Below are 22,085 nucleotides of genomic sequence, written 5' to 3'. Positions count from 1 at the left end.
ATAGGTATACGAACACTATAATATAAAATGTTGTATGGCCTACAGGCACAATAAAGCGGGCCTTCTCTTGTTAAAATATAAATGCCTGCTTAGTTGCTACGTTGCCAAGCGGGTAGTTCAAAAAATTGAACTGATAATCTCTCTTTTTTACAAATTTTTTCTGCGCAAGAGTAACAGAAAGCCTATTTTTGAGGATCGATCATGAAAACACCCTTAACCTTTTATGAAAATAGTAGCCATCGGCCGCAATTACGCCGACCATATAGCCGAACTGAATAATGAAGTGCCGGACGAGCCGGTGATATTTTTCAAGCCTGACACGGCCATCCTGAAAAACAACGAGCCTTTTTACTACCCGGAATACAGCCAGGACATCCACCACGAGGTGGAACTGATTTTGCGTGTCAGCCGCGAAGGAAAGAACATCGACAAAAAGTTCGCTCACAAGTACTACGACGCCATCGGCCTGGGCATCGACTTCACGGCCCGCGACCTGCAGGCTAAGGCCAAGGCAAAAGGACTGCCGTGGACACTGGCCAAAGGATTTAACGGTTCTGCGCCGGTGTCGGAGTTTCTGCCCCTTGACCAGTTTGAGGACTTGCACAACATTAACTTTAAGCTGGACGTGAATGGCGAGACCCGACAGCAAGGCAACTCTAAGATGATGCTGAACACTTTTGACGACATCATTGCGTATATCTCCCGTTTTATCACCCTAAAGAAAGGCGATATCATCTTTACAGGTACGCCTGAGGGAGTAGGCACGGTGCAGATCGGTGATAGGTTGGAAGGCTATGTTGAAAATAAAAAACTACTTGATTTTGAAATTAAATAAGCGCCTGGCGCTACTTTTCGCTTACGTTTTCACTACCCTCGGACTGGCTGCCCAACCGGCGCCGGAACAGGGCTATTTCATGTTTCCCATCAAGCCGGGGCAGCGCAATTTCCTATCCGGCTCCATGGGTGAGATCCGCTCTACTCACTTTCATGGCGGACTCGACATCAAGACCGACCAGCGCGTGGGTTTGTCGGTTTACGCTGCGGCAGACGGGTATATCTCGCGTGTGAAGATGTCGACCTACGGGTATGGCAACATCATTTATGTAACGCACCCGAACGGCCTCACCACCACTTACTCGCACTTGCTGGCCTTCTACGACCCCTTGGCCGACTACGTGCTGAAAAAACAATACGAGAAGGAAACCTTCGAGCTGGAGCTGTTCCCGGAGAAAAACCTATTCCCGGTTAAGAAAGGGCAAATCATCGCATTGTCCGGCAACACAGGAGGCTCTGGAGGTCCGCATTTGCACTTCGAGATACGTGATTCAGAAGACCGCCTGTACAACCCGCTTCGCTGGGGCTTTAAGGAGATTATAGACACCACCCCGCCAGACTTGCTGGGTCTCGGTATACAGCCGCTGAACATCCATGCCCGCATCAACGGGGAATTTGCACGCAGGGAGTTTACGCCCAAGAAAACAAACGGCATCCATACCTTGCCTGACACGGTGTTTGCCCACGGCCTGATCGGGTTTGAGTTGCAGACCATCGACCGTTACGACGATACCCAAAATCGCAACGGAACGCAGGAAGTCACCGTGTTTGTCAACAACAGGCAGGTATACAACCATCACATCGACCGCGTTCCGTTCGAACTTTCGAAACAAGTATCGCAACATGTGAACTATAGTGTGTACCGTCAGACAGGCCGCACATTCCAGAAAGCGTATGTGGATTACGGCAACGACCTGCCGCTCTACACAGCACCACAGAACCGGGGCAGGCTAAACGTGCAGACTGACTCTGTTTACCAGGTGCGGCTGGTGGCGAAAGACACCTACAATAATGCCTCTACCCTCCAATTTGTGATAAAGGGGCAAAAACCAGTTTTCACGAACAACCAGAATGGAAAGGCTGCCAAACCTCAGTTGAGTTACGAGATTATAGGAAACGTACTGAAAGTAAGCGCTTCCGACACATCGGCCACGCCCCGCAACGTGGAGATGGTGGTGAACAACCAAAGACTCATGCTGGTGCCTAGCTATACCAAAGGGACGGCATCGGTGAGCTTGTACGACCTGCGCGGTGGTTTGCCGGCGTCGCTGGAGTATTGTGGTGCCTCTACTCCCCTTAACCTGCAGGCCAGTATACCTTCGGGCCAGGAGTACAGCTTCACGAACCGCGACCTGGCCATACGCTTCGACAAAGAGAGTCTGTACGACACGCTATACCTGCAGACCCGTAAAGAGGGAGATGTGTATACGATAGGCGATTACTACACGCCCCTGCATAAAGCCATCAAGGTAACGATTACGCCAAACACGCCGGTGACCGACAAGAGCAAAGCCGCTGTGTACTATTTGGGCCTGGGCAAAGGCCGTGGCATGCTGGGCGGCGTATGGGATGGCAATAGCATAACTTTCTCCACCCGCGGTATGGGCAAGTTCAAAGTACTGGAGGATGTGAAAGCCCCGACTATTAAGCTGCTAAGCAAAAGCCCTACTCAGATTAAGTTTAGAATCGGCGATGACCTCTCCGGTGTCAATTCTTTTCGCTGCGAGGTAAACGGCAAATGGCTTCTGATGAAATATGAGCATAAAACTGCGACCATATACTCCGAAAAACTAGATAAAAGCCTACCTTTGTCGGGCAAAGTAGTCCTGAAGGTAAAAGACAACGCCGGAAACGAAGCGGAGTTTACTACGACAATTTAATTCGTACCACGACACACGCAACCAAATACATGGAACTGAAAATCGGAGATAAGGCCCCGGAGTTTGAGGCCAGAGACCAAAACGGCAAAACGGTAAAACTGAGTGACTACCGCGGCAAGAAAGTGATCTTGTATTTCTACCCGAAAGACGACACTTCCGGCTGCACCGCCCAGAGCTGCAACCTGCGCGACAATTACAGCCACTTGCAACAGGAAGGCTTCGAAGTGATTGGCGTGAGCATCGACGGCGAGGAGTCACATCAGAAATTCATCAGCAAGTACGAACTGCCCTTTACGCTGCTTGCCGACGACGATAAAAAACTGGTAGAACAATACGGCGTGTGGCAAGAGAAATCGATGTACGGCCGCAAGTATATGGGCACCATGCGCTATACCTTCGTCATAGACGAGAACGGCATACTGGAGGACATCATCACGAAAGTGAAAACTGCCGACCACGCCGCCCAGATCCTGAAAAAGTAAAAGCGAACGCAGCTGTCCACACGGGCCGCTGCGTTTTTTGTATATTTGAGTTTAAAAAAGGACACAGGACTTTTTTAGAAGATAGATTTTAGACGATAGATATTAGACTTCAGATGATAGACTTTCTGGGGATAGAATTATTAACCTTATCCCTTCTAAGCACTATCAGGTATAAATAAGCTAGTGCCAGGCAAATTGATGGTTAAATTATTGCCTCAGATCAACAATTTAACCATCCACAATTCAGCAATCAAAGAATTAACAATCAACAACTTAACCATTCTTAATAACGTGAATCCACACAACAAAAGCATCGAGGAGCTTAAGGAGATTGCGGCCCAGGTGCGCCGCGACATCGTGCGCATGGTGCATGCGGTAAACTCCGGCCACCCGGGCGGCTCGCTTGGCTGCACAGATTATTTCGTGTCGCTGTACTTCCGCGTGATGAACTATAAGCCATCACCTTTCAACATGGACGGCGAAGGCGAAGACCTTTTCTTCCTTTCCAATGGACACATTTCTCCGGTATGGTACAGTGTGTTGGCTCGCGCTGGCTTCTTTGAGGTAAAAGAACTGGCGACATTCCGTAAGATCAACTCCAGGCTGCAAGGCCACCCGGCCACCGAAGAAGGCCTTGAAGGCATTCGTGTGGCTTCCGGCTCGCTGGGCCAGGGCCTGTCTGTGGCCGTAGGCGCTGCGCAGACCAAGAAGCTGAACAAGGACAACAACCTGGTTTACGTGCTGATGGGCGACGGCGAACTGGGCGAAGGTCAGGTATGGGAGGCGGCCATGTACGCTGCCCACAACAAAGTGGACAACCTGATCGCGACCGTGGACCGCAACTACCAGCAGATTGACGGCGGCACCGAAGAAGTGCTTTCGCTGGGTGATCTGCGTGCCAAGTTCGAAGCATTTGGCTGGCACGTACTGGAGGCCGATGGCAACAACTTTGAGCTGCTGCTGCCTGCTTTGGAAGACGCAAAGAGGGCAACCGGCAACGGCAAGCCTGTGATGATCCTGATGGACACCGAGATGGGTTTTGGCGTGGATTTCATGATGGGTTCGCACAAGTGGCACGGCGTAGCGCCAAACGATGAGCAGCTGGAGATCGCACTTCAGCAACTAGCAGTACAGCAAGCTTCTGATTACTAAGCATTAACACACAGCAATGAAAGAGTTTAAATATACAGAAAAAAAAGACACCCGTTCTGGCTTTGGCGCTGGTCTGCTTGAGCTTGGCCGCACCAACGAGAACGTAGTAGCCCTTTGTGCTGACCTGACCGGTTCACTTAAGATGGACGCTTTCGAGAAAGAGTTTCCGGAGCGTTTCTTTCAGGTAGGTATAGCCGAGGCCAATATGATGGGCCTGGCAGCCGGTATGACCATTGGGGGTAAGATTCCCTTTACAGGTACCTTCGCCAATTTCTCAACGGGCCGCGTATACGACCAGATCCGCCAGTCGATCGCCTACTCGGGCAAGAACGTGAAAATATGCGCATCGCATGCCGGTTTGACTTTGGGTGAGGACGGTGCCACGCACCAGATTCTGGAAGATGTGGGGATGATGAAAATGTTGCCACACATGACCGTGATCAACCCATGCGACTTCAACCAGACCAAAGCCGCCACCATCGCAATCGCCGAGCACGAAGGCCCGGTATACCTGCGTTTCGGTCGTCCGGCTGTTCCTAACTTCACCCCTGCCGATCAGAAGTTCGAGATCGGCAAAGCCGTTATGCTGAACGAAGGCACCGATGTAACCATTCTGGCCACCGGTCACTTAGTATGGAAGGCCATTGAAGCGGGTCACAAACTAGCCGAGAAAGGCATCAACGCCGAGATCATCAACATCCACACCATCAAGCCACTTGACGACGAGGCTATTCTGGCTTCTGTTGGCAAAACCAAGTGCGTGGTAACCGCCGAAGAGCACCAGTTGAACGGTGGCTTAGGTGATTCAGTAGCACAGCTGTTGGGTCGCAATCTGCCTACTCCGCTTGAGATGATAGGCGTGAACGACTCATTCGGTGAGTCTGGCACACCGGACCAGCTGATGGAAAAATATGGCTTGAGCACCGACAATATTGTGGCTGCTGCTGAGCGTGTTATAAGCAGAAAATAATACGAAGGTTAAACTTCAGTTTTTCAGAAAATAAAAGAGGCTGTGCTGTTAAAGTGCAGCCTCTTTTATTTTTATGGGCTATATTGCAGATTCAGACAGGCCCAAGCGCCCCATACCTGAACTGTGGAAGACAAAGAGCTCTTAGAGAAATTCGCAAACCCTGACAGTCGCAACCTGGCCTTTAACCAGCTCATCCGGAAGTACCAGCAAAAGATTTACTGGCATATCCGGAAGATGGTGATCGACCACGACGATGCCGATGACCTCACGCAGGAGGTATTTATCAAGGTATGGAAAAACCTGGAAAATTTCAGGCAGGATGCGCAGCTTTATACCTGGATCTACCGTATCGCCACCAACGAGTGCCTAACCTTTCTGTCGAGTAAGCGCAAGAAATTCTTTTTGCCCCTAAACGATGTTGCCGCAGAACTCACCGAGAAGATCGATTCCTCGCCCGATATCGGTGGTGATGAAATTCAGCTTAAGTTGCAGAAAGCACTCCTGCGCCTGCCTGACAAGCAAAGGCTCGTCTTCAACATGAAGTATTATGACGAGCTGAAGTACGAGGAAATATCCGCCATTTTGGGCACTTCGGTAGGCGCACTCAAGGCTTCGTATCACCTGGCCGTGAAAAAAATCGAAGAATTTATTAAGCAGGATTAAACTATAGTCCCGAATCCCTATCTAACTCATAGTATGACTAAAATAAACAAGGACATAAAGCTCAGTGATATACCCAGGCACAACGTTTACCAGGTACCCGAAAAGTACTTCGACCGTTTGCCTATGCAGATCATGGAGCGCACCGCCGGCGCGGGTTATACCCCGGCCCCCTGGTACGTCGCAGCCTTAAAACCATTGCGCCTGGCGCTGGCCCCGTTGGTGCTTTTGCTGGTGGTGGGGGTAGTGTACTTCACTCAACTTAAAGATCAACCGGAGCAGCAGGTGGTCAACCTGGCTACTGTCACTGACACCGATATAGTGGATTACCTGAGCACCTACGCCGTACTCGAAAGCACTGACCTGGCTGAGCTCACCTCCCTGTCAGATCAGGAGATGACAGCAGAGTTTCTGAACGTAAGCTCGAAGGCTGCCGAAGAGGAACTAGAATACTACCAACTGAATACGATTGACTATTAAACCACCCATGACACGACACACCCTTATTTTTATCTTCCTTTGCGCTTTAACCCTGAGCGGCACCCAAACCCTGGCCCAGAGCGGCCGCTCCCAGGACAGAAGGGAAAACGTAGAAGCTGCCAAAGTAGCCTTCCTGACTGACAAAATGGGATTGACCACGGAGCAATCGCAAAAGTTCTGGCCCATTTACAACGAGTATGAGAACAAGCGCCGCGAGCTGGTTAAATCTTACAGAAGCGGTTACCGGGAGGATGTAGACCAGTTAAGCGAGCAGGAGGCCAAGGCCCGTCTAGACGGCATGTTCAATACCCGCGAAAGAGAACTTGAGTTGGAGAAGGAATATGTGTCCCGCTACCAGCGAGTCATTACATCCAACCAAATCATCAAGCTATACCGCAGCGAACGCGAGTTCACCAAACTGCTGCTGAAAAAGCTTGACGCCAATAAAGCACAATAGTTTTGTGAATAAATAATTATAGTGAGAACAGAAAAAAGGCACTGCATTTTGTGGTGCTTTTTTCTGTAACAAGGCCCCTCCTACCCAAGTAAGAGGGGCCTTGTTGTTTAGTAGGCTTCCATCAGGAAGTTGATATCATCGCCGGGCTTAAACTCCATAGGCTTCTGCCCTTGCAGGAACACTCTGGCAGAGAGGTGTCCTAGGAGGGTCATCTTCTCCCCTTTCACGCGCAGCATACTGCCTTCTCGCAAACCTACCACCGGCTGGCTGTTATGCACATGAAATTCCTGAATGCGCGTCTCGCGGGTTTCCCCCATGTGTGTGGAGTTCGGATCTGGGTCCAGGTAGTGCGGGTTCAGGTTGAAAGGCACCAGCTGCAGCGCATCAAACGACTTTGGGAAAACGATCGGCATGTCGTTGGTCGTGCCAATGGTCTTGCCAGCTATGTTGGTGCCAGCGCTTGTTCCGATGTAAGGCATTCCTTTCTCTACCTTTTTCTGCAGAGGTTCTAGTAGTTTCTTGGCGTAAAGCTGCCGCAACAGGAGAAAAGTATTGCCACCACCCGTAAACACAGCCTCGGCCTGCTCCACGGCTTCTACAGGGTTGTCTGCTTCGTGTATACCTGTCAGTGTGATGCCCATACGCTCAAACGCCTCCTTTGCCTTGGCGGTATAGTCGGTATGCGATATGCCTCCCGGTCTGGCATAAGGTATAAATAAGACCGATTTGCGATCCTGGAGCAGCGCTTTGATCTCATCTTCGCAATGTTCCAGGTAGCCTGTTCCATGCGTAGTGGAGGTACTGATCAGCAGTAGCTCTTTCTTCGGTTGTTCTTTCTTCATGCTATATTCTGATGGTGAATGGCCCTTGATTTTTACTTCCGCAAAGGTATAAACTAATGCCCAACTGCAATATGGTCATGTCATATAGTTCAGATCTCAACTGGGATAAAAACCTGACATTAATCAGACTTTCGCAAAGGTTTCTCAGGTATGCACTTTCAGTTTAATAGTGGCGAGGTAGGGATCGAGCGAAGCTTTGTTGGTGAGCACACGCACCAGGCCGATGGTTTTGAGGTCGTACAGAAACCAGATCTCCACATAGAAGTTCTGAAACCAATACAGGTCGATCTTACACCAACCTCTGACAATATGATGCAGGTAACGCCCCTGCTCCAGTACTAGCCCGGCCTGCTGGCGGGGCGAGAGGTTGTTAAACTCAGCTAAAGTAAACATGATAGGCTAATCGTAAATCCTTTGGCAAAAATGGCTAAGAAAAAAGGCTGCCGGGGCAGCCTTTTGATTTAACGAAAATATCACGCGATTTGATATTAGTTCAGATGTAACGTATACAATTCGAACCTGGTGGAGGCAAAGCTCCAGTGCGAAGAAGATGGATGAATCTCTACTCCGTCTTCATCAATGATCGTGACAGCAAAACCGTCACCTTGGTTAAGGGGCTCAGTGAAATGCTTGACGGAGTATACTTTACCTTCCTCTATCCACTCTTCCGGTTCGAAAGCAGGCATCGACGCATCCACGCATTTCGCGTAGACTGCCATATAGCTGGGGGGAACAAATAGATTTACCATGAGTCTGTAACAATTTCAGAAAGATAATTAATTCCTGACAATCAGGAAACACCTGCTTTATTAATTTTTCAAGTGGTGCTACATTTCAAAACACAAATAACGTGCCTTTGTTTTGCTAAATCAGCATTCTTCATTTCCATCTAACCGCAATACAATTTTTCCTTTTTGACTGCATATTTGGCAGCCACAAAGGACCTATGCCCGTACTAAGGTATTCTGCCTTATTCCTTTATTGAGAAACGAAAATTTGCGACGTGCCTATGAATTCTCCTCTCCCAACTTCCCACCATGAGAACAAACAGGTCTTTCCGGTTGCACCGGGCGTATGGGGCCTAAAAACTATGCTTGTCAACCTTTATTTTGTCAGCGCACCCGATGGCTCCTGGGTTCTGGTGGACACCGGCCTTTATGGCAGCACCGACAAGATCCGGAAAGTTGCCCAAAGTTTGTTCGGGCACACCAGGCCGCGTGCCATCCTGCTCACCCACGGCCACTTCGACCATGTTGGAAGCGTAAAAGAACTCGCGGAGGAATGGGACGTGCCAGTATACGCGCACCCGCTTGAACTCCCCTACCTGACGGGCATGTCCTCCTACCCGCCACCCGACCCCAGCGTGGGCGGTGGTGCCATGGCCTACATGTCTTTCCTATACCCGAAAAAACCGATCAATATCCCAAACTACATCGAATTGCTGCCCACAGATGGCACTGTTCCCGGGCTACCCGATTGGCACTGGGTACACACGCCCGGGCATTCAGCGGGGCACGTGTCTTTCTTCCGGGAGAGCGACCGTGTACTGCTGGCCGGGGATGCTTTCGTAACCAGGCACGGCGAGTCGCTGTTAGCGGTGATGAGCCAAAAACGGGAAGTGCATGGCCCACCCAAGTATTACACATCGGATTGGGGCGCTGCCCGTCACTCAGTAGAAAAGCTGCTGGAACTAAACCCAAATGTGGCTGCCACCGGGCATGGGCTGCCCATGAAAGGGCAAGAGCTTCTGCAGCAGCTCGAAAACCTGGTTAGGGACTTCTGGACAGTGGCAGTGCCTAGCCATGGACGGTACGCGCACCAACCTGCTATTGCGGATGAGCAAGGCGTCGTTTCAGTACCCCCGGCAACAGACAATACCATACCGAAGGTATTGGCGGCAGCGGGAGTAGTGGCCCTGGCTGGTGTTGCTCTGGCAGCGTACGCCAAACACAACAATGAACATAAGAAGAACAGAGCAAGAGGTCTCAACCGACCTTTTTCTCATAACAGGCCCTTGCCAGGTATACCCCCTACCGTACCTGCCACTCTGGAAGAGGACGACCCACACGCGCACACGAATAACTACCCGTAAAAGGCAGAGGCCGGAAACAGCTGTTCCGGCCTCTGCCCCATACCTGGTGTGATTACAGGGTTAGTTATTTCCCTCTTCCAGAGCCGCTTTTTTTGCCGCCTCCGTCTTGTTTATTTACAGTAGCCCACGCACGCTTTTCAGCCTCGTCGTGGCTGACGCCTTTCTTTTCATAGCTTTTTTCGATGTGCTCAGCCTGGCGCTTCTGCTTATCGGTGTATGATGATTTATCTCCTTGTGGCATAATGTCCTCCTTCTTTTAAGTTAAACATGACTGGCCAGCCTGATGACTGGCTTCTCTCTTTTTACGGAGCAGACGAAACGAGGAACAAAAAAAACGGCACTGAAAAAGGGGGCGCCGCTGAAGGAATGGCAAGGAACGACATCAGCAGGATAAGGCATTGGCTTGTCCACGGCGCCGCTATTGTTAGAGGCAGGTAGCATGAGCGCTATGATGCGATAGCCCTAAAATTACCTAACTTTGCGGCATGGTATCATTGAGGCAACTTTTCCTGCAGCACCAGGCACAGACATCAGACTTTCCGCTCATGATAGAAGTGGAAAAGGCAGAAGGCATTTACATGTACGGCAGCGACGGCCACCGCTACATCGACCTGATTTCAGGTATAGGCGTGAGCAACGTGGGCCATCGGCACCCCAAGGTGCTGCGTGCCATACACGACCAACTGGACCGCTACATGCACCTGATGGTGTACGGTGAGTTTGTGCAGGGTCCGCAGGTACAGTTGGCGCAGGCGCTTTGCAGCACGCTGCCTCCCCGGCTCAACAACGTATACCTGCTCAACTCCGGCACCGAGGCAGTGGAGGGCGCCATGAAACTGGCCAAACGCTATACCGGGCGCACCGAGTTCGTGTCCTGCCGCAATGCGTACCACGGCTCCACACAAGGGGCCCTTTCCGTGAATGGAAGCGAGAACTTCAAAAACGCTTTCCGTCCGTTGTTGCCGGATGTCCGCATCATCAGCCATGGCGCTATACCTGACCTGGAACAAATTACAAGCCGCACGGCCGCTATCATCATCGAAACAGTGCAAGGCGAGGCGGGTGTTCGTGTACCGGAGATAAGCTATATGCAACAGCTCCGTGCCCGCTGTACCGAAGTAGGTGCTCTGCTCATTCTCGATGAGATACAGACTGGCTTCGGGCGCACGGGCTCCTTCTGGGCGTTTGAGCAATTTGGCATCGAACCCGATATTCTGCTATGCGCCAAAGGTATGGGCGGGGGTATGCCTATTGGTGCATTCGTTGCGCCTCAGGAGATCATGGCGGTGTTCAAGAACGATCCGATTCTGGGTCACCTGACCACCTTCGGCGGACACCCGGTTTCCTGTGCCGCTTCCCTGGCCACCTTGCAAACCATTTACGAAGAGAACCTATTGGAGAGTGTAGTTCAGAAAGCCGCATTGTTCCGGGAACTGCTTGTGCACCCACGCATCAAAGGTATACGCAACCAAGGCCTCATGATGGCGGCGGAGTTTGAGTCGTTTGAGGTGCTGAAGGCCGTCATTGACCAGGCGATTCGCAATGGGGTGCTGACCGACTGGTTCCTGTTCTGCGACAACTCCATGCGCATCGCCCCGCCGCTTACCATCACCGAGGAGCAGATAAGGGAGGCCTGCCGCATCATCCTGACCTCCATTGACGAGGCGCTGGCCTAGGTTTTTGCTGCGCCATCCCTGTCGCGGTGGCAAGCCGCAGCAGAGAGGCTTAGGCTAACCGCCACTATTGAGCCCCGCAACAGAACAAATATTTTTCAAAAGCACCATCATGGGCGGCTTTGGCACGTAAAAGCCGAAGTTCCTCTATTGCTATAATATTATTTATGCTATTATTATAGGAGTAAAGCAGGGGACATTTATAAGCTGAGCTTTTATGGAAATAGCCATTGTGCTGACGTTGCTGGTGACAGCGGTGGTGCTTTTTGCCACCGAGAAGATCTCTATTGAGCTGGTAACACTGCTTATGCTCATTATTTTGGCGAGCCTTCGCATTATCTCTCCCGAAGAAGCTTTCGCCGGCTTCAGCAGTGACTTCATCATCATCATTGCCTCTATCTTTATCCTCAGTGCTGCCTTGGAGGAGACGGGCATCCTCGACTTCGCAGTCGTGCGCCTCGTGCGGCTGGCACAACGGAGCAATAACCTGATGCTCCTGATCATCATGCTGGTGACAGGGATAGTATCGGCTTTCATGAACAACACGACTGTAACCGCCATGTTCCTGACTCCGCTCGTTGGCCTGTCCAAACGCATCAGTGTGAGTGCTTCCAAGCTATTGATGCCGCTGGCCTACGCTGCCATCCTTGGGGGTACCTGCACCCTGATCGGTACTTCCACCAACGTGGCCGTAAGTGGTTACATTGCCAAGTCAGGACTGACCCCAATCGGGCTGTTCGAGATTTCAGGTATAGGCTTTATCATCTTTCTGGTGGGTATCGTCTACATGATGACCATTGGTCAGCGCATGTTGCCAAACTACGATGACCAAGAACTTGCCGAAGAGTATAAGCTGCAAAAATACCTATCGGAAGTGGTGGTGATGCCTGACTCGCCGCTCATCGGGCAATTGGTGTTTTCCTCCGACCTGACCAAGCTAAACCTCCGGATGCTGAACGTGATTCGCGGCCAGGATAATTTTTTACCCGATTTCCGGACACGCATCCGCGAGCAAGACGTTTTGCTGGTGGAAGGCGATGTGGACACCTTGATGAAAGTGAAAGAAACGGAGGGGCTGAAGATCATGGCCGATGTGTTGGCATCTCAAGACCTCGAAACGGAGAATATCAGGCTGGCAGAGGTGATGGTTACCAGGCAATCGAACCTGATCAACCGCACCATCAAGGAGTCGGAGTTTCTGAGGCGTTTCGGACTGGTGGTACTGGCCGCGTCCCGCCATGGCGATACGCTTCGGGATAAGATCGGGAGTATACGCCTTAAAATGGGAGACGTGCTGCTGGTACAGGGCTCCCCGCAGCGCTTCGATCAGATCAGAAGCTCCAACCACATTACCGTGCTGGATGAATTTGAGCCGGTGCTCTATAAGAAAAGAAAAGGGCTGATCGTAATCGGGTGTTTCCTGTTGGCGATACTGGCTGGCACTCTTAAATTGCTTCCGCTGTCAATCGCGTTTCTATCGGCTGCCGTCATCAGTATATTGCTGCGCTGCATCAGCACCGAGAAAGCCTATAGCGCTATTGACTGGCGTCTGCTAATCCTGATCGGGGGTATGACGGCCTTTGGCACCGCCATGGAAAACTCAGGCGCTGCAGATTTTATGGCGCACGGCATCGTGGATGTGATGGCACCACTGGGAGGCAAGATCGGGATACTCGCTGGATTTGTGGTGCTGACCGTCCTGCTTACCCAACCCATGTCTAACGCGGCGGCGGCGCTTGTCATTATACCTGTGGCGTTGCGGGCTGCCGTAGAGGTGGGCGCCGACCCGAGAGCCTTTGCCATTGCCATTATGCTGGCTGCTTCGGTTTCGCTCGTTACGCCTTTCGAGCCGGCTTGCATCTTGGTCTATAGCCCGGGCAAATACCGTTTTTGGGATTTCATAAAAATTGGATCCCCGCTAACCTTGTTGCTTATTATAGTCATTCTGCTGTTGGTTCCGGTCTTCTGGCCGATGTAGCATCAGCTTAACGGAAGGTGCTCAGGAGAACCAAAACCGTTAGCACGGTGGCTGCTCCCGTAAGCCCCAGCCCGAGAATCAGTTTACCGGCACGCACCGCCACCAGTTTGTCGGCCCGGGGTAGCCAGAGGTAATTGAGGCTTATGTTGGAGAGGTATACCAGGATCGTGAGCAGAAAACTGACGAACCAGAAGGCGGAAAAGCGCACGATAAAATCCACAGACAGGTATGGTTTCCGGTAGGGGGCTGTCTCTATTTCAGGCGAAAAGAACACAAAGGCCAGCAGGACCAGCAGGAAGGCATACCCTACCAGGACCGCACTGTTCCATAAGCGCAGATTTTTCGTGCCGCTTCTCGTGCTATTCAAACTAATAGTTCAGAAATGCCTGGGTTTCCTTTTTGATGTCTTCCCGGGAGAGGCCGTCTTTCACCCCTACCGAAATTTTTCGGACCAGTACGCCAACAATGGCTTTCTTGAAGCCCAGGCGGGCCGCCATGCTGATACAGAACTCCATTTCGCTTTCGTCCACGATTCCGTCCGCCAGCATCATTTCCACAAGGTCGTAAATCTGGTCAAACCGCTCTGAGTCGTTTGTAGGAAGCTGCGGTTTCACATCCTCCACATGGGACAGCAGGTTGCGAACCTCGCTCGGTTTCATACCGTGCCGCTCGCCTATGGCAATGATAAAGTCCATTTCGGAGGGGTCCACATGTCCGTCGGCTTTGGCCAGGGCCCCGAGATTTGTGATGTGGCTCTTTAACTTTTTTACTTCCTCGCTTTCAAAAAAACCAAACATACAGCTCCCAGATTTTATAAAGGGTTTTGATTTATTAACAATTAAATAACGGATATTCTGAGCAGATTCAGGCAATCGACCTTACTTTTACAGAAAGGAAAAGAGGACTTTTTTGCATAGAATAAATACCCAGGCGTCATTGCTGCTTTTACATACGGTTTTTGCTATCTTAGCAGTCAAAGTTTTGTATATTTTTTTTATTTCCTCTTAAATTAGCATTTGCATACCTTGCAGGTTAAAATCCTTCAGGTATTACCTGTCTAACTGAATTGAGAGAGCTGCTTACAGACAGCCAACGATATTTATTTAATTTTTTCTCCTATGAAAAAGATTGGTGTTTTCACATCAGGGGGCGATTCTCCGGGAATGAACGCGTGCATACGGGCAATCGTGCGGACGGCCGTGTACAATGGTCTGGAAGTTTACGGAATCAGAAGAGGCTATAACGGCATGATCAAAGGCGATATCTTCAAAATGGAGTCTTTGACGGTGAGTAACATCATTCAGAAAGGAGGCACTATCCTCAAGTCTGCCCGCAGCATGGAGTTCATGACAAAGGAAGGACGCCAGGCGGCCTATGATCAGTTGCAGCAACATGGTATAGAAGGCCTGGTGGCCATTGGCGGCGACGGTACCTTTACGGGTGCCAACATCTTTCACGAAGAGTTCGGTATCCCTACCGTGGGTGCGCCCGGCACCATTGACAACGACCTTTACGGCACAGATTACACGATTGGCTACGACACCGCCGTGAACACCGCCCTTGATGCCATCGACAAGATACGCGATACAGCGGACAGCCATGAGCGTGTGTTTTTTGTGGAGGTTATGGGACGTGACTCCGGATACATTGCCATACCTTGCGCCATCGGCGGCGGAGCCGAAATCGTGATGATCCCCGAAACGGACACGTCAATTGACTATGTGATCGACACCCTAAAAGCGGGTTGGAGCCGGTCCAAGACATCTTTTATAGTGATTGTGGCCGAGGGCGATGAGGAGGGCAGTGCTACTGAGATTGCCGCCAAGGTATCCAAGATCATCCCGAACATGGATGCCCGAGTAACCATTCTGGGCCACGTGCAGCGCGGCGGGGCACCTACTGCAGCCGACCGTATGCTGGCCAGTCAGCTAGGTATAGCCTGTGTGGAAGGCCTGCTGGCAGGACGCACCAACGAAATGGCCGGTATCATCAACAAAGAACTGGTTTACACACCGTTTATCGAAACCATAACCAAACAGAAGCTCATCAACCCGAACTTCACCAAAATGGTGGATATCCTGTCGGTATAGCACATTTTGTTTACTTACCAAAAAAAGCCGGTAGCAGCAATGTGCCGGCTTTTCTGTTGTTTTTAGGCGGAACGATAGCCGCTATACCTGCGACGCACTTATTTGCTTGTCAATAAATGCCACTATCTCCTCCCACTGGTCGGGGTGAAACCAGGTATAGTCGGGAAACTTATGAAACCAGGTAAGCTGTCGTTTGGCATAGCGCCTGCTGTTACGTTTGAGCAATCGCACTGCCTCTTCCCAGTCATACTTGCCTTCCAGAAAATCGAATATCTCTTTGTACCCCACTGTCTGCAGAGCATTGTGATGCCGATAAGGGTATAAGGCCTCCGCCTCCTGCAAAAGTCCCTGCGCCAGCATTTGGTCCATGCGCTGGTCAATGCGGTCGTAGAGTTCCTGCCGGTCCCGGTTGAGGCCGATTTTGATTATCTGAAAAGGCCGCTCCTGCTGCTCCTTCTTGCGAAACGAAGAGTAAGGCTGCCCACTCGACAGGCATACCTCCAATGCCCGGATAACCCGTTGCGGATTCGCTTTGTCTACTCGCTCATAGTAAAATGGATCTAACTGCTGCAGTTGTGTGAGCAAAGGCTCCATCCCTTGCTGCTGGTATAGGGCGGTCAGTTGCTCCCGGATGGCCGGGTCTGTCTCGGGCATTTCGTCCATGCCCTCGCATACGGCCCGCACATACAGGCCGGAGCCTCCCGTCAGGATAACTGTCTGCTTCTTTTGGTAGAGTGCTTGGAGGAGCGCCAGCACATCCTGCTCATAGGCACCGGCATTGTACTCCGCTGTAATCTGGTGTGAATCTATGAAATGGTGCTTTATACCTTGCTGCTCTTCTGCTGAGGGCTTTGCCGTCCCGATCGACATTTCTTTGTAAAACTGCCGGGAATCGGCCGAAATGATTTCGGTGTGGTAATGGCGGGCCAGTTGCACGCACAGGTCTGTTTTACCCACAGCCGTCGGGCCCACCACCACGATCAGGAAATTAGTTTTGTCGGAGAAAGTCATGCAGTGTATCAAAAGAAATAGAGGCAAAGCTGCCAAACCAATCACGTTCGGCCTAGCGGCTTGCCAATGCACTAAAAGTAAGCAGTGCAAAATATCTGTGCAAAGGAGCACAAATTAAAAGGCTTTATTGTTAACCGAGTAGCAAAACATGCTATCCAATCGTTTTTTTTTGTTAATTTATCGGTTTGATTCCCAAATTGTATCCTGAATTTCGGGTTTCTTAAACCGGTTATTCAGCCATATAGCAAGACAATTAGATGCCCCTTATACCTAGTCGAAATACCACACAAAACCTTACGAACCAGGCCAGTAGCCTGTTGCAGGTGCTCACGCAGTTACACCCTGATGGGAGTGCGCTGCTAGTTGCTTCCCACAGCGGGGAGATATTGGCCGCCAGCCCACAGGCAGAGGCCTTGTTTCAGCTAACAGTCGGCGATAACATCCGGCAGGGATTGGAGCTGGAAACCGAGGGAGATTTTGCTGCTCTTATTGCAAAACTAGAACAGAGCAAGAGACAAGAAGGCACCTTACTGGCCAAAGGTCAGCGGGTTGCCTGCCAACTGCAGTCGTTGCAGTTTCAGGGGCATTCGTTCCTGTGCCTGGAGTTTTCCGGCAATGAAGGCGCACCCCAGGAGGCCCTCGCCGAGGTCGGCCACGGCTATCACAATGTGTTCGACGAAACCATGGAGCCCCTTTTCATTCTGGACCAGGAAGGTGACTTTATCGACATCAACCAAAGCGCACTGGAGCTCATTAACCAGGAAAAGGCAGACCTGCTCGGCAAATCAATATTCAAGAACTTTGACCTGAACCTGTTTGAGCGGGTGGCCCTACGCAACCAGTTGCAGAGCACACTGCAGGGTGAGCCCCAGCGGTTTGAGTGGTGGCTACGCGACAAGGAACAGGAACTGACGCCGATAGAGGTATCGCTGCGGCGCGGTACTTTCGATGGCAAAACCGTCATCTTCGGCTCTGCCAAAAACCTGTATGAAGCGGTGGGCGCCGAGCGCAATGTCAGGTTCCGTAACCACCAGCTTGAGTTCGTCAACCACCTGATTACCAACCTGTCCGGCTCCGACAGTCGGGAGGATGTGTTACGCTCCACCTTGGAAGAACTGCTTGACAAGAGCGACGTGATCGGGGGAGCCGTATATGCCTACGACGCTGCGGCAGAGAAAGTCCATCTGGCTTATTCTCAGGGCGTAATGCCAGCCAATGGCTTGCCCGCCGATCTTGTACTGCCGCTCGACCAGGCAACAAAGCTTTTCCATGCCGAGAAGCGCAAGGTGCTCCCCGACATCATCCGGATGTTGGAGAAGCAGCTGGCACAGCACCTGACGGTGATGCCTGTTACAACTGACTCCGGCCTGATCGCCTTGCTGCTTGTATGGCCAGGCCACGAGTCGAAAATCACACAGTCATTTGTGGCGCTGCTCGACTTCATCGGCACGGCCATCGGCAACTACATCGCCACGCACGACCTGCAGCAGCAGCTTTCGAGCACCGAGGATAAGTACAAGAAGGTGTTTGAGTCTACCTACGATGCCATTCTGCTTTTCCGTGATGGTGTAGTGGTTGAATGCAATGAGAAAGCGCTGCAGTTTTTCCGCTGCAAAAAGGAGGACCTTCTAGGCAAAGCACCGAAGGATTACTCTCCGGAATATCAACCGGACGGCATGCTGTCCACCGTAAAAACGGCACAGCTCATTGAGCAGATCATGTCAACCGGCGAACCCATCACCTTCGAATGGAAGAACATCCGCAAAGACGGCACCCCGTTTGACGCCGAAATTACCCTGAACCGGATCCTGATTGACGGACACTACCATATCCTGGCGTTTAAGCGCGACATCACGCAGCGAAAGCAAATGCAGCATGCGAAACGGCGCGAGGAAGTTGCCCGTGAATCCATGGCGCATTTCCGCGATTTCCTGGAGAAGGTAAACCTGATCTACTACAGCTTGGACACGAACGGGAACATCGCCTATGCCAACGACTATTTCCTCAAATATGTAGAGTACAGCCGGGAGGAGGTAATCGGTCAGAACTTCTATGAAATGCTAGTACCTGACTCTGACCGCGAAACGCGATTTGGAGAGTTCAAAAAATCACTGGAGACAAAGCAGCTCAACACCTACTACGAACGTGATGTGATCACCAAGTCGGGTCAGGTGAAGACCATGCGCTGGAACTGCATGTTCGAGTACGGTCCTGAGGGCCAGCTGATAGGGCTTACCAGCGTGGGCAAGGACATGACCGACAAACGGATTGCCATGGAGGCCCTGAAGGACAACAAGATCCGCCTGCAGGACCTTTTTGACAATGCGCATGACCTGATACAGAACATCTCGGTAGACAACAAGTTCATCTTCGTGAACAAGGCCTGGAAAGAGCGCCTGGGCTATACCGACCACGACATTGAGTCGCTCACGCTCAACGATATCGTGCACCCCTACTACAAGGCCAAGCTGATCTACCAGTTGCGCAACCTGTACAAGGGGGAGAATGTGAACAAAATGGAAACCGTGTTCCTCACCAAGGCAGGCAAACCGGTCCACCTCATCGGTTCCATCACCTGCAGCTGGCAGGACGGCCGCCCGGTGGCCACCCGGGCGATCCTGCACGACATTACAGACCGCATCAAGGCTGAGCGCCTGCAGAAGGTATACTACAGTATAGCCAACCTGGCCATCAGCAGCAAGGACCTCAACTCGCTTTACAGTGCCATACACCGGGAGTTGAGCAAGATCATTGAGACCCGCAACATCTTCATCGCCCTTTGCGACAACGATCACCGGCACCTGCATTTCGTCTACCTGATCGACCAGTTTGTGGACAAGTCCACGAAGTCGCAAATGCGCCGGCCGTTCTCGATCGGACTATCAGAGTATATCATCGAATCGGGTAAACCGCTCTATATGCAGAAGGCAGAGTTGCTGGAGCTGGCCAAAGAGCAAAACCTAACCTTGCACGGCGCTATACCGGAGGTGATTTTGTGCTCCCCCTTAGCTATTGGCGACCGCATTATCGGGGTAATCACGTTACAGGACTACCATGACCCGAACGCCTATGTGCATACCGACATCGAGATTCTGCACTTTATATCGAACCAGGTGGCGCTTGCCATTGAGCGCAAGCGCAACGAGGAGCAGATAAACAACCAGAACGCACGCCTCAACGCCATCTTCGAGAGCGGCTCGCATCACATGTGGTCTCTCAACCGCGACTTTGAGCTGACGTCTTTCAACAAAAACTTCGCGGCCGCCTTCTTCAACCGCAGCGGCCAGGAGCTGGAGTTGTACACGCGCCTCAACGACAACAACGTTGCTAACTTCCATGAGCACTCCTTTGAGTTCTGGCAGGCAAAGTATACCGAGGCTTTCAAGGGGCACACACAGCATTTTGAGGTGCATCTGCACAATCCCGAAAGCTGGCGTGAGGTATACCTGAACCCGATCTACCTGGAGGACGGCACCTTTGAGGAAATTTCAGGTATAGCCCTAGACATCACAGACAAGAAGCGTTCGCAGCTTGCCCTGGCGCAGAGCGAGGTCAAGTTCCGAAGCATTTTCGAGTCCTTCCAGGATGTGTACTACCGCACTACGCTAAATGGCATTGTGGAACTGGTCAGCCCATCCATCCAACACCTGCTCGGGTATCGTGAGGAAGAGATTCTGAATCACGCATCGGAACAGCTCTACGCCAATGTTGCCGACAGGGAATTGGTGAAACAGCGGGTACTGGAGCAGAAAACCATCCGGGATTTTGAAATCGACATGGTATGCAAGGACGGCTCTGTTAAAACCGTGCTACTCGACGCCCGGCTGACCTACGACCAGCAGGGCGCTCCGACTGGTTTGGAGGGTGTGGTGCGCGATGTGTCAGAACTGAAGCGCACACAGGTCGCCCTGCTCAAAGCGAAGGAAGAGGCCGAGAACCTGCTCAAGGTAAAGACACAGTTCCTGGCCAATATGAGCCACGAGCTGCGCACGCCTATGAACGGCATCATCGGCATGATCGACCTGCTGAGCCAGATCATCACCGACCACGAGCAGCGCGAATACATCGACACCCTGCGCAAATCGTCGGACGCCCTGCTGGCGATCCTGAACGACATCCTGGACCTTTCCAAGATGCAGGCAGGCAAACTGGTGCTGCATGAAAACGGCATGGACCTGCACGACACGCTCAACAAGATACACTCGCTGTTTGCGAATCGTGCGCAGCAGAAAGACCTGCACTTTATCTACAACATTACGCCAGAAACACCGCGTTACATCCTGACCGATGAAACCCGATTCCTGCAGGTGCTTTCCAACCTGACTTCCAACGCCATTAAGTTTACCAACGAGGGCGAAGTGAACATCAGCGTGGATGCCCAACCGCTCAAGAAAAAAGGAGAGTATGTACTGAGTGTGCGCGTGAAGGACTCAGGTATAGGTATAACAGAAAAAGACCAGAAACTGCTTTTCACTGACTTTACGCAGCTCGACAACTCCTCAACGAAGACATTTGGGGGAACCGGGCTTGGGCTGGCCATATCTAAACAACTCACACACCTGCTGGGTGGCAGCATCGGGGTCGAATCCACTCCGGGACAGGGCAGCACGTTCTGGTTTACCATTAAAGTGAAAGAAGCCAACAGCGATGAGGTGGAGGCGCAGATCCAACGCCTGCAGCTGCAGAACGCCGAAGTAGAGTCGCTTGATTTTGCGCCCTATGTGCTACTGGTGGACGATAACCAAATAAACCAGAAAGTGGCCTTCAAGCTGTTGGAGCGTCTGGGCTGTAACACCGATGTGGCCTCCAATGGCTACGAAGCCATCGACAGGGCCCTGAACAACGGCTACCACATGATCTTTATGGACATCCAGATGCCGGAGATGGACGGCATTACGGCCACTTCCATCATCAAGGAGAAGCTGGGATCAGCCTGCCCGCCAGTGGTAGCCATGACGGCTTACTCTATGCGGGAAGATGCTGAGAAGTTTATGAGCCAGGGTATGGACGATTACATCTCCAAACCTGTCAAGAGCTCCGATCTGCATAAAGTCATCATGAAGTGGCATGAGCAGAACTGGAAGCGCGAAGGTGCTGTCGCCCTCGAACTGGTTGACTCAAAAGAGGCGAGTACCGATACAGAACCAGTCATCGACATGGAGATAGTAGAACAACTGAGAGAGATCGGCGGCAATGATTTTACCCGCCAACTCTACTCCGAATTTGAGCAAGAAGCGGCCGAATTGCTCGACGAAGCCAAAAAAGAACTCGATGCACAACAATACAAAAGTATTTTAAGTACATTGCATCAACTTAAAGGAACCGGCTTTACGCTGGGTATAAACCAGGTGGCTGAACTTGCCAAAATATTGGAGCACGACATAAAGCATGATAAGTTTGAGGATGTACCCGAAAACTTCCTTAAGCTTCAGCAACAGTACGATATTTACCGCAAAGCTTACAAAGAAATAATTATATAGCTTA

Annotated in this window: 20 protein-coding genes; 13 read left to right on the top strand and 7 right to left on the bottom strand. The window is 51.4% G+C overall.

Annotated features, from left to right (window positions below; all coding sequences use genetic code 11):
• The first annotated feature begins 223 nt into the window (after positions 1 to 223).
• The 8 genes from H9Q13_RS08275 (at position 224) to H9Q13_RS08240 (ending at position 6,915) form a co-directional block, all read left to right on the top strand.
• Entirely contained in the window at positions 224 to 835 is a 612-nt protein-coding gene (locus H9Q13_RS08275; protein ID WP_191183279.1) for a fumarylacetoacetate hydrolase family protein, read from the top strand.
• Entirely contained in the window at positions 822 to 2,714 is a 1,893-nt protein-coding gene (locus tag H9Q13_RS08270; protein WP_191183278.1) for a M23 family metallopeptidase, read from the top strand. Before H9Q13_RS08275 ends, H9Q13_RS08270 begins: the two co-directional genes overlap by 14 nt.
• Before the next feature lie 29 nt (positions 2,715 to 2,743).
• Positions 2,744 to 3,196, top strand: coding sequence for a thioredoxin-dependent thiol peroxidase (gene bcp / locus H9Q13_RS08265; protein WP_191183277.1), 453 nt, complete (start codon positions 2,744 to 2,746; stop codon positions 3,194 to 3,196).
• A gap of 291 nt (positions 3,197 to 3,487) precedes the next feature.
• Positions 3,488 to 4,348 (top strand): transketolase, encoded by an 861-nt coding sequence (locus H9Q13_RS08260; protein WP_191183276.1) that lies wholly within the window; start codon positions 3,488 to 3,490, stop codon positions 4,346 to 4,348.
• 16 nt (positions 4,349 to 4,364) lie between these two features.
• Complete coding sequence (locus tag H9Q13_RS08255; protein ID WP_191183275.1) at positions 4,365 to 5,318, top strand: transketolase family protein; 954 nt, start codon at positions 4,365 to 4,367, stop codon at positions 5,316 to 5,318.
• A gap of 123 nt (positions 5,319 to 5,441) precedes the next feature.
• Complete coding sequence (locus H9Q13_RS08250) at positions 5,442 to 5,981, top strand: RNA polymerase sigma factor (RefSeq protein WP_191183274.1); 540 nt, start codon at positions 5,442 to 5,444, stop codon at positions 5,979 to 5,981.
• 33 nt (positions 5,982 to 6,014) lie between these two features.
• The gene (locus H9Q13_RS08245; protein WP_224744152.1) at positions 6,015 to 6,458 is read left to right on the top strand and encodes a hypothetical protein; all 444 of its coding nucleotides are present in this window, start codon (positions 6,015 to 6,017) and stop codon (positions 6,456 to 6,458) included.
• Positions 6,459 to 6,465: 7 nt separating this feature from the next.
• On the top strand, positions 6,466 to 6,915 hold the full coding sequence (locus tag H9Q13_RS08240) for a hypothetical protein (protein ID WP_224744151.1): 450 nt from the start codon (positions 6,466 to 6,468) through the stop codon (positions 6,913 to 6,915).
• A gap of 107 nt (positions 6,916 to 7,022) precedes the next feature.
• Here H9Q13_RS08240 and pepE read toward each other — a convergent pair whose 3' ends face one another.
• From pepE to H9Q13_RS08225, 3 genes are all read right to left on the bottom strand, one after another.
• Complete coding sequence (gene pepE / locus H9Q13_RS08235) at positions 7,023 to 7,757, bottom strand: dipeptidase PepE (protein ID WP_191183273.1); 735 nt, start codon at positions 7,755 to 7,757, stop codon at positions 7,023 to 7,025.
• Positions 7,758 to 7,901: 144 nt separating this feature from the next.
• Complete coding sequence (locus tag H9Q13_RS08230) at positions 7,902 to 8,150, bottom strand: hypothetical protein (protein ID WP_191183272.1); 249 nt, start codon at positions 8,148 to 8,150, stop codon at positions 7,902 to 7,904.
• A 95-nt stretch (positions 8,151 to 8,245) separates the two neighbouring features.
• Entirely contained in the window at positions 8,246 to 8,476 is a 231-nt protein-coding gene (locus tag H9Q13_RS08225) for a hypothetical protein (protein WP_224744150.1), read from the bottom strand.
• Positions 8,477 to 8,847: 371 nt separating this feature from the next.
• Here H9Q13_RS08225 and H9Q13_RS08220 point away from each other — a divergent pair, with 371 nt between their 5' ends.
• Positions 8,848 to 9,849 carry an MBL fold metallo-hydrolase gene (locus tag H9Q13_RS08220; RefSeq protein ID WP_224744149.1) on the top strand — a complete coding sequence of 334 codons (1,002 nt, stop codon included), beginning with the start codon at positions 8,848 to 8,850 and terminating at the stop codon, positions 9,847 to 9,849.
• Positions 9,850 to 9,913: 64 nt separating this feature from the next.
• Here H9Q13_RS08220 and H9Q13_RS08215 read toward each other — a convergent pair whose 3' ends face one another.
• A complete protein-coding gene (locus tag H9Q13_RS08215) occupies positions 9,914 to 10,090 on the bottom strand; it encodes a hypothetical protein (RefSeq protein WP_191183269.1) in 177 nt (58 codons plus the stop codon).
• 244 nt (positions 10,091 to 10,334) lie between these two features.
• Here H9Q13_RS08215 and H9Q13_RS08210 point away from each other — a divergent pair, with 244 nt between their 5' ends.
• Positions 10,335 to 11,525 (top strand): aspartate aminotransferase family protein, encoded by a 1,191-nt coding sequence (locus tag H9Q13_RS08210; RefSeq protein ID WP_191183268.1) that lies wholly within the window; start codon positions 10,335 to 10,337, stop codon positions 11,523 to 11,525.
• A gap of 214 nt (positions 11,526 to 11,739) precedes the next feature.
• Positions 11,740 to 13,500 carry an SLC13 family permease gene (locus H9Q13_RS08205; protein ID WP_191183267.1) on the top strand — a complete coding sequence of 587 codons (1,761 nt, stop codon included), beginning with the start codon at positions 11,740 to 11,742 and terminating at the stop codon, positions 13,498 to 13,500.
• A gap of 7 nt (positions 13,501 to 13,507) precedes the next feature.
• On the opposite strand, the gene H9Q13_RS08200 is transcribed toward H9Q13_RS08205, so the two are convergent.
• Positions 13,508 to 13,867: a hypothetical protein gene (locus H9Q13_RS08200; RefSeq protein WP_191183266.1), complete on the bottom strand. Its 360-nt coding sequence runs from the start codon at positions 13,865 to 13,867 to the stop codon at positions 13,508 to 13,510.
• Between the two features lies 1 nt (position 13,868).
• On the bottom strand, positions 13,869 to 14,297 hold the full coding sequence (locus tag H9Q13_RS08195) for a tellurite resistance TerB family protein (RefSeq protein ID WP_191183265.1): 429 nt from the start codon (positions 14,295 to 14,297) through the stop codon (positions 13,869 to 13,871).
• A 321-nt stretch (positions 14,298 to 14,618) separates the two neighbouring features.
• Here H9Q13_RS08195 and pfkA point away from each other — a divergent pair, with 321 nt between their 5' ends.
• On the top strand, positions 14,619 to 15,590 hold the full coding sequence (gene pfkA, locus H9Q13_RS08190; RefSeq protein WP_191183264.1) for a 6-phosphofructokinase: 972 nt from the start codon (positions 14,619 to 14,621) through the stop codon (positions 15,588 to 15,590).
• An 81-nt stretch (positions 15,591 to 15,671) separates the two neighbouring features.
• Here the strand turns inward: pfkA and miaA are convergent, their stop codons facing one another.
• Positions 15,672 to 16,601, bottom strand: coding sequence for a tRNA (adenosine(37)-N6)-dimethylallyltransferase MiaA (gene miaA, locus H9Q13_RS08185; RefSeq protein WP_191183263.1), 930 nt, complete (start codon positions 16,599 to 16,601; stop codon positions 15,672 to 15,674).
• 257 nt (positions 16,602 to 16,858) lie between these two features.
• Between miaA and H9Q13_RS08180 the strand changes: the two genes are divergently transcribed.
• Complete coding sequence (locus H9Q13_RS08180) at positions 16,859 to 22,081, top strand: PAS domain S-box protein (RefSeq protein ID WP_191183262.1); 5,223 nt, start codon at positions 16,859 to 16,861, stop codon at positions 22,079 to 22,081.
• Positions 22,082 to 22,085: the final 4 nt, after the last annotated feature.

It is taken from the genome of Pontibacter aquaedesilientis, from assembly GCF_014773225.1.
GTDB classification, from domain to species: domain Bacteria; phylum Bacteroidota; class Bacteroidia; order Cytophagales; family Hymenobacteraceae; genus Pontibacter; species Pontibacter aquaedesilientis.
Note: the sequence above shows the minus strand (reverse complement) of the source record. Positions and strands in the feature narration are given on the sequence as shown.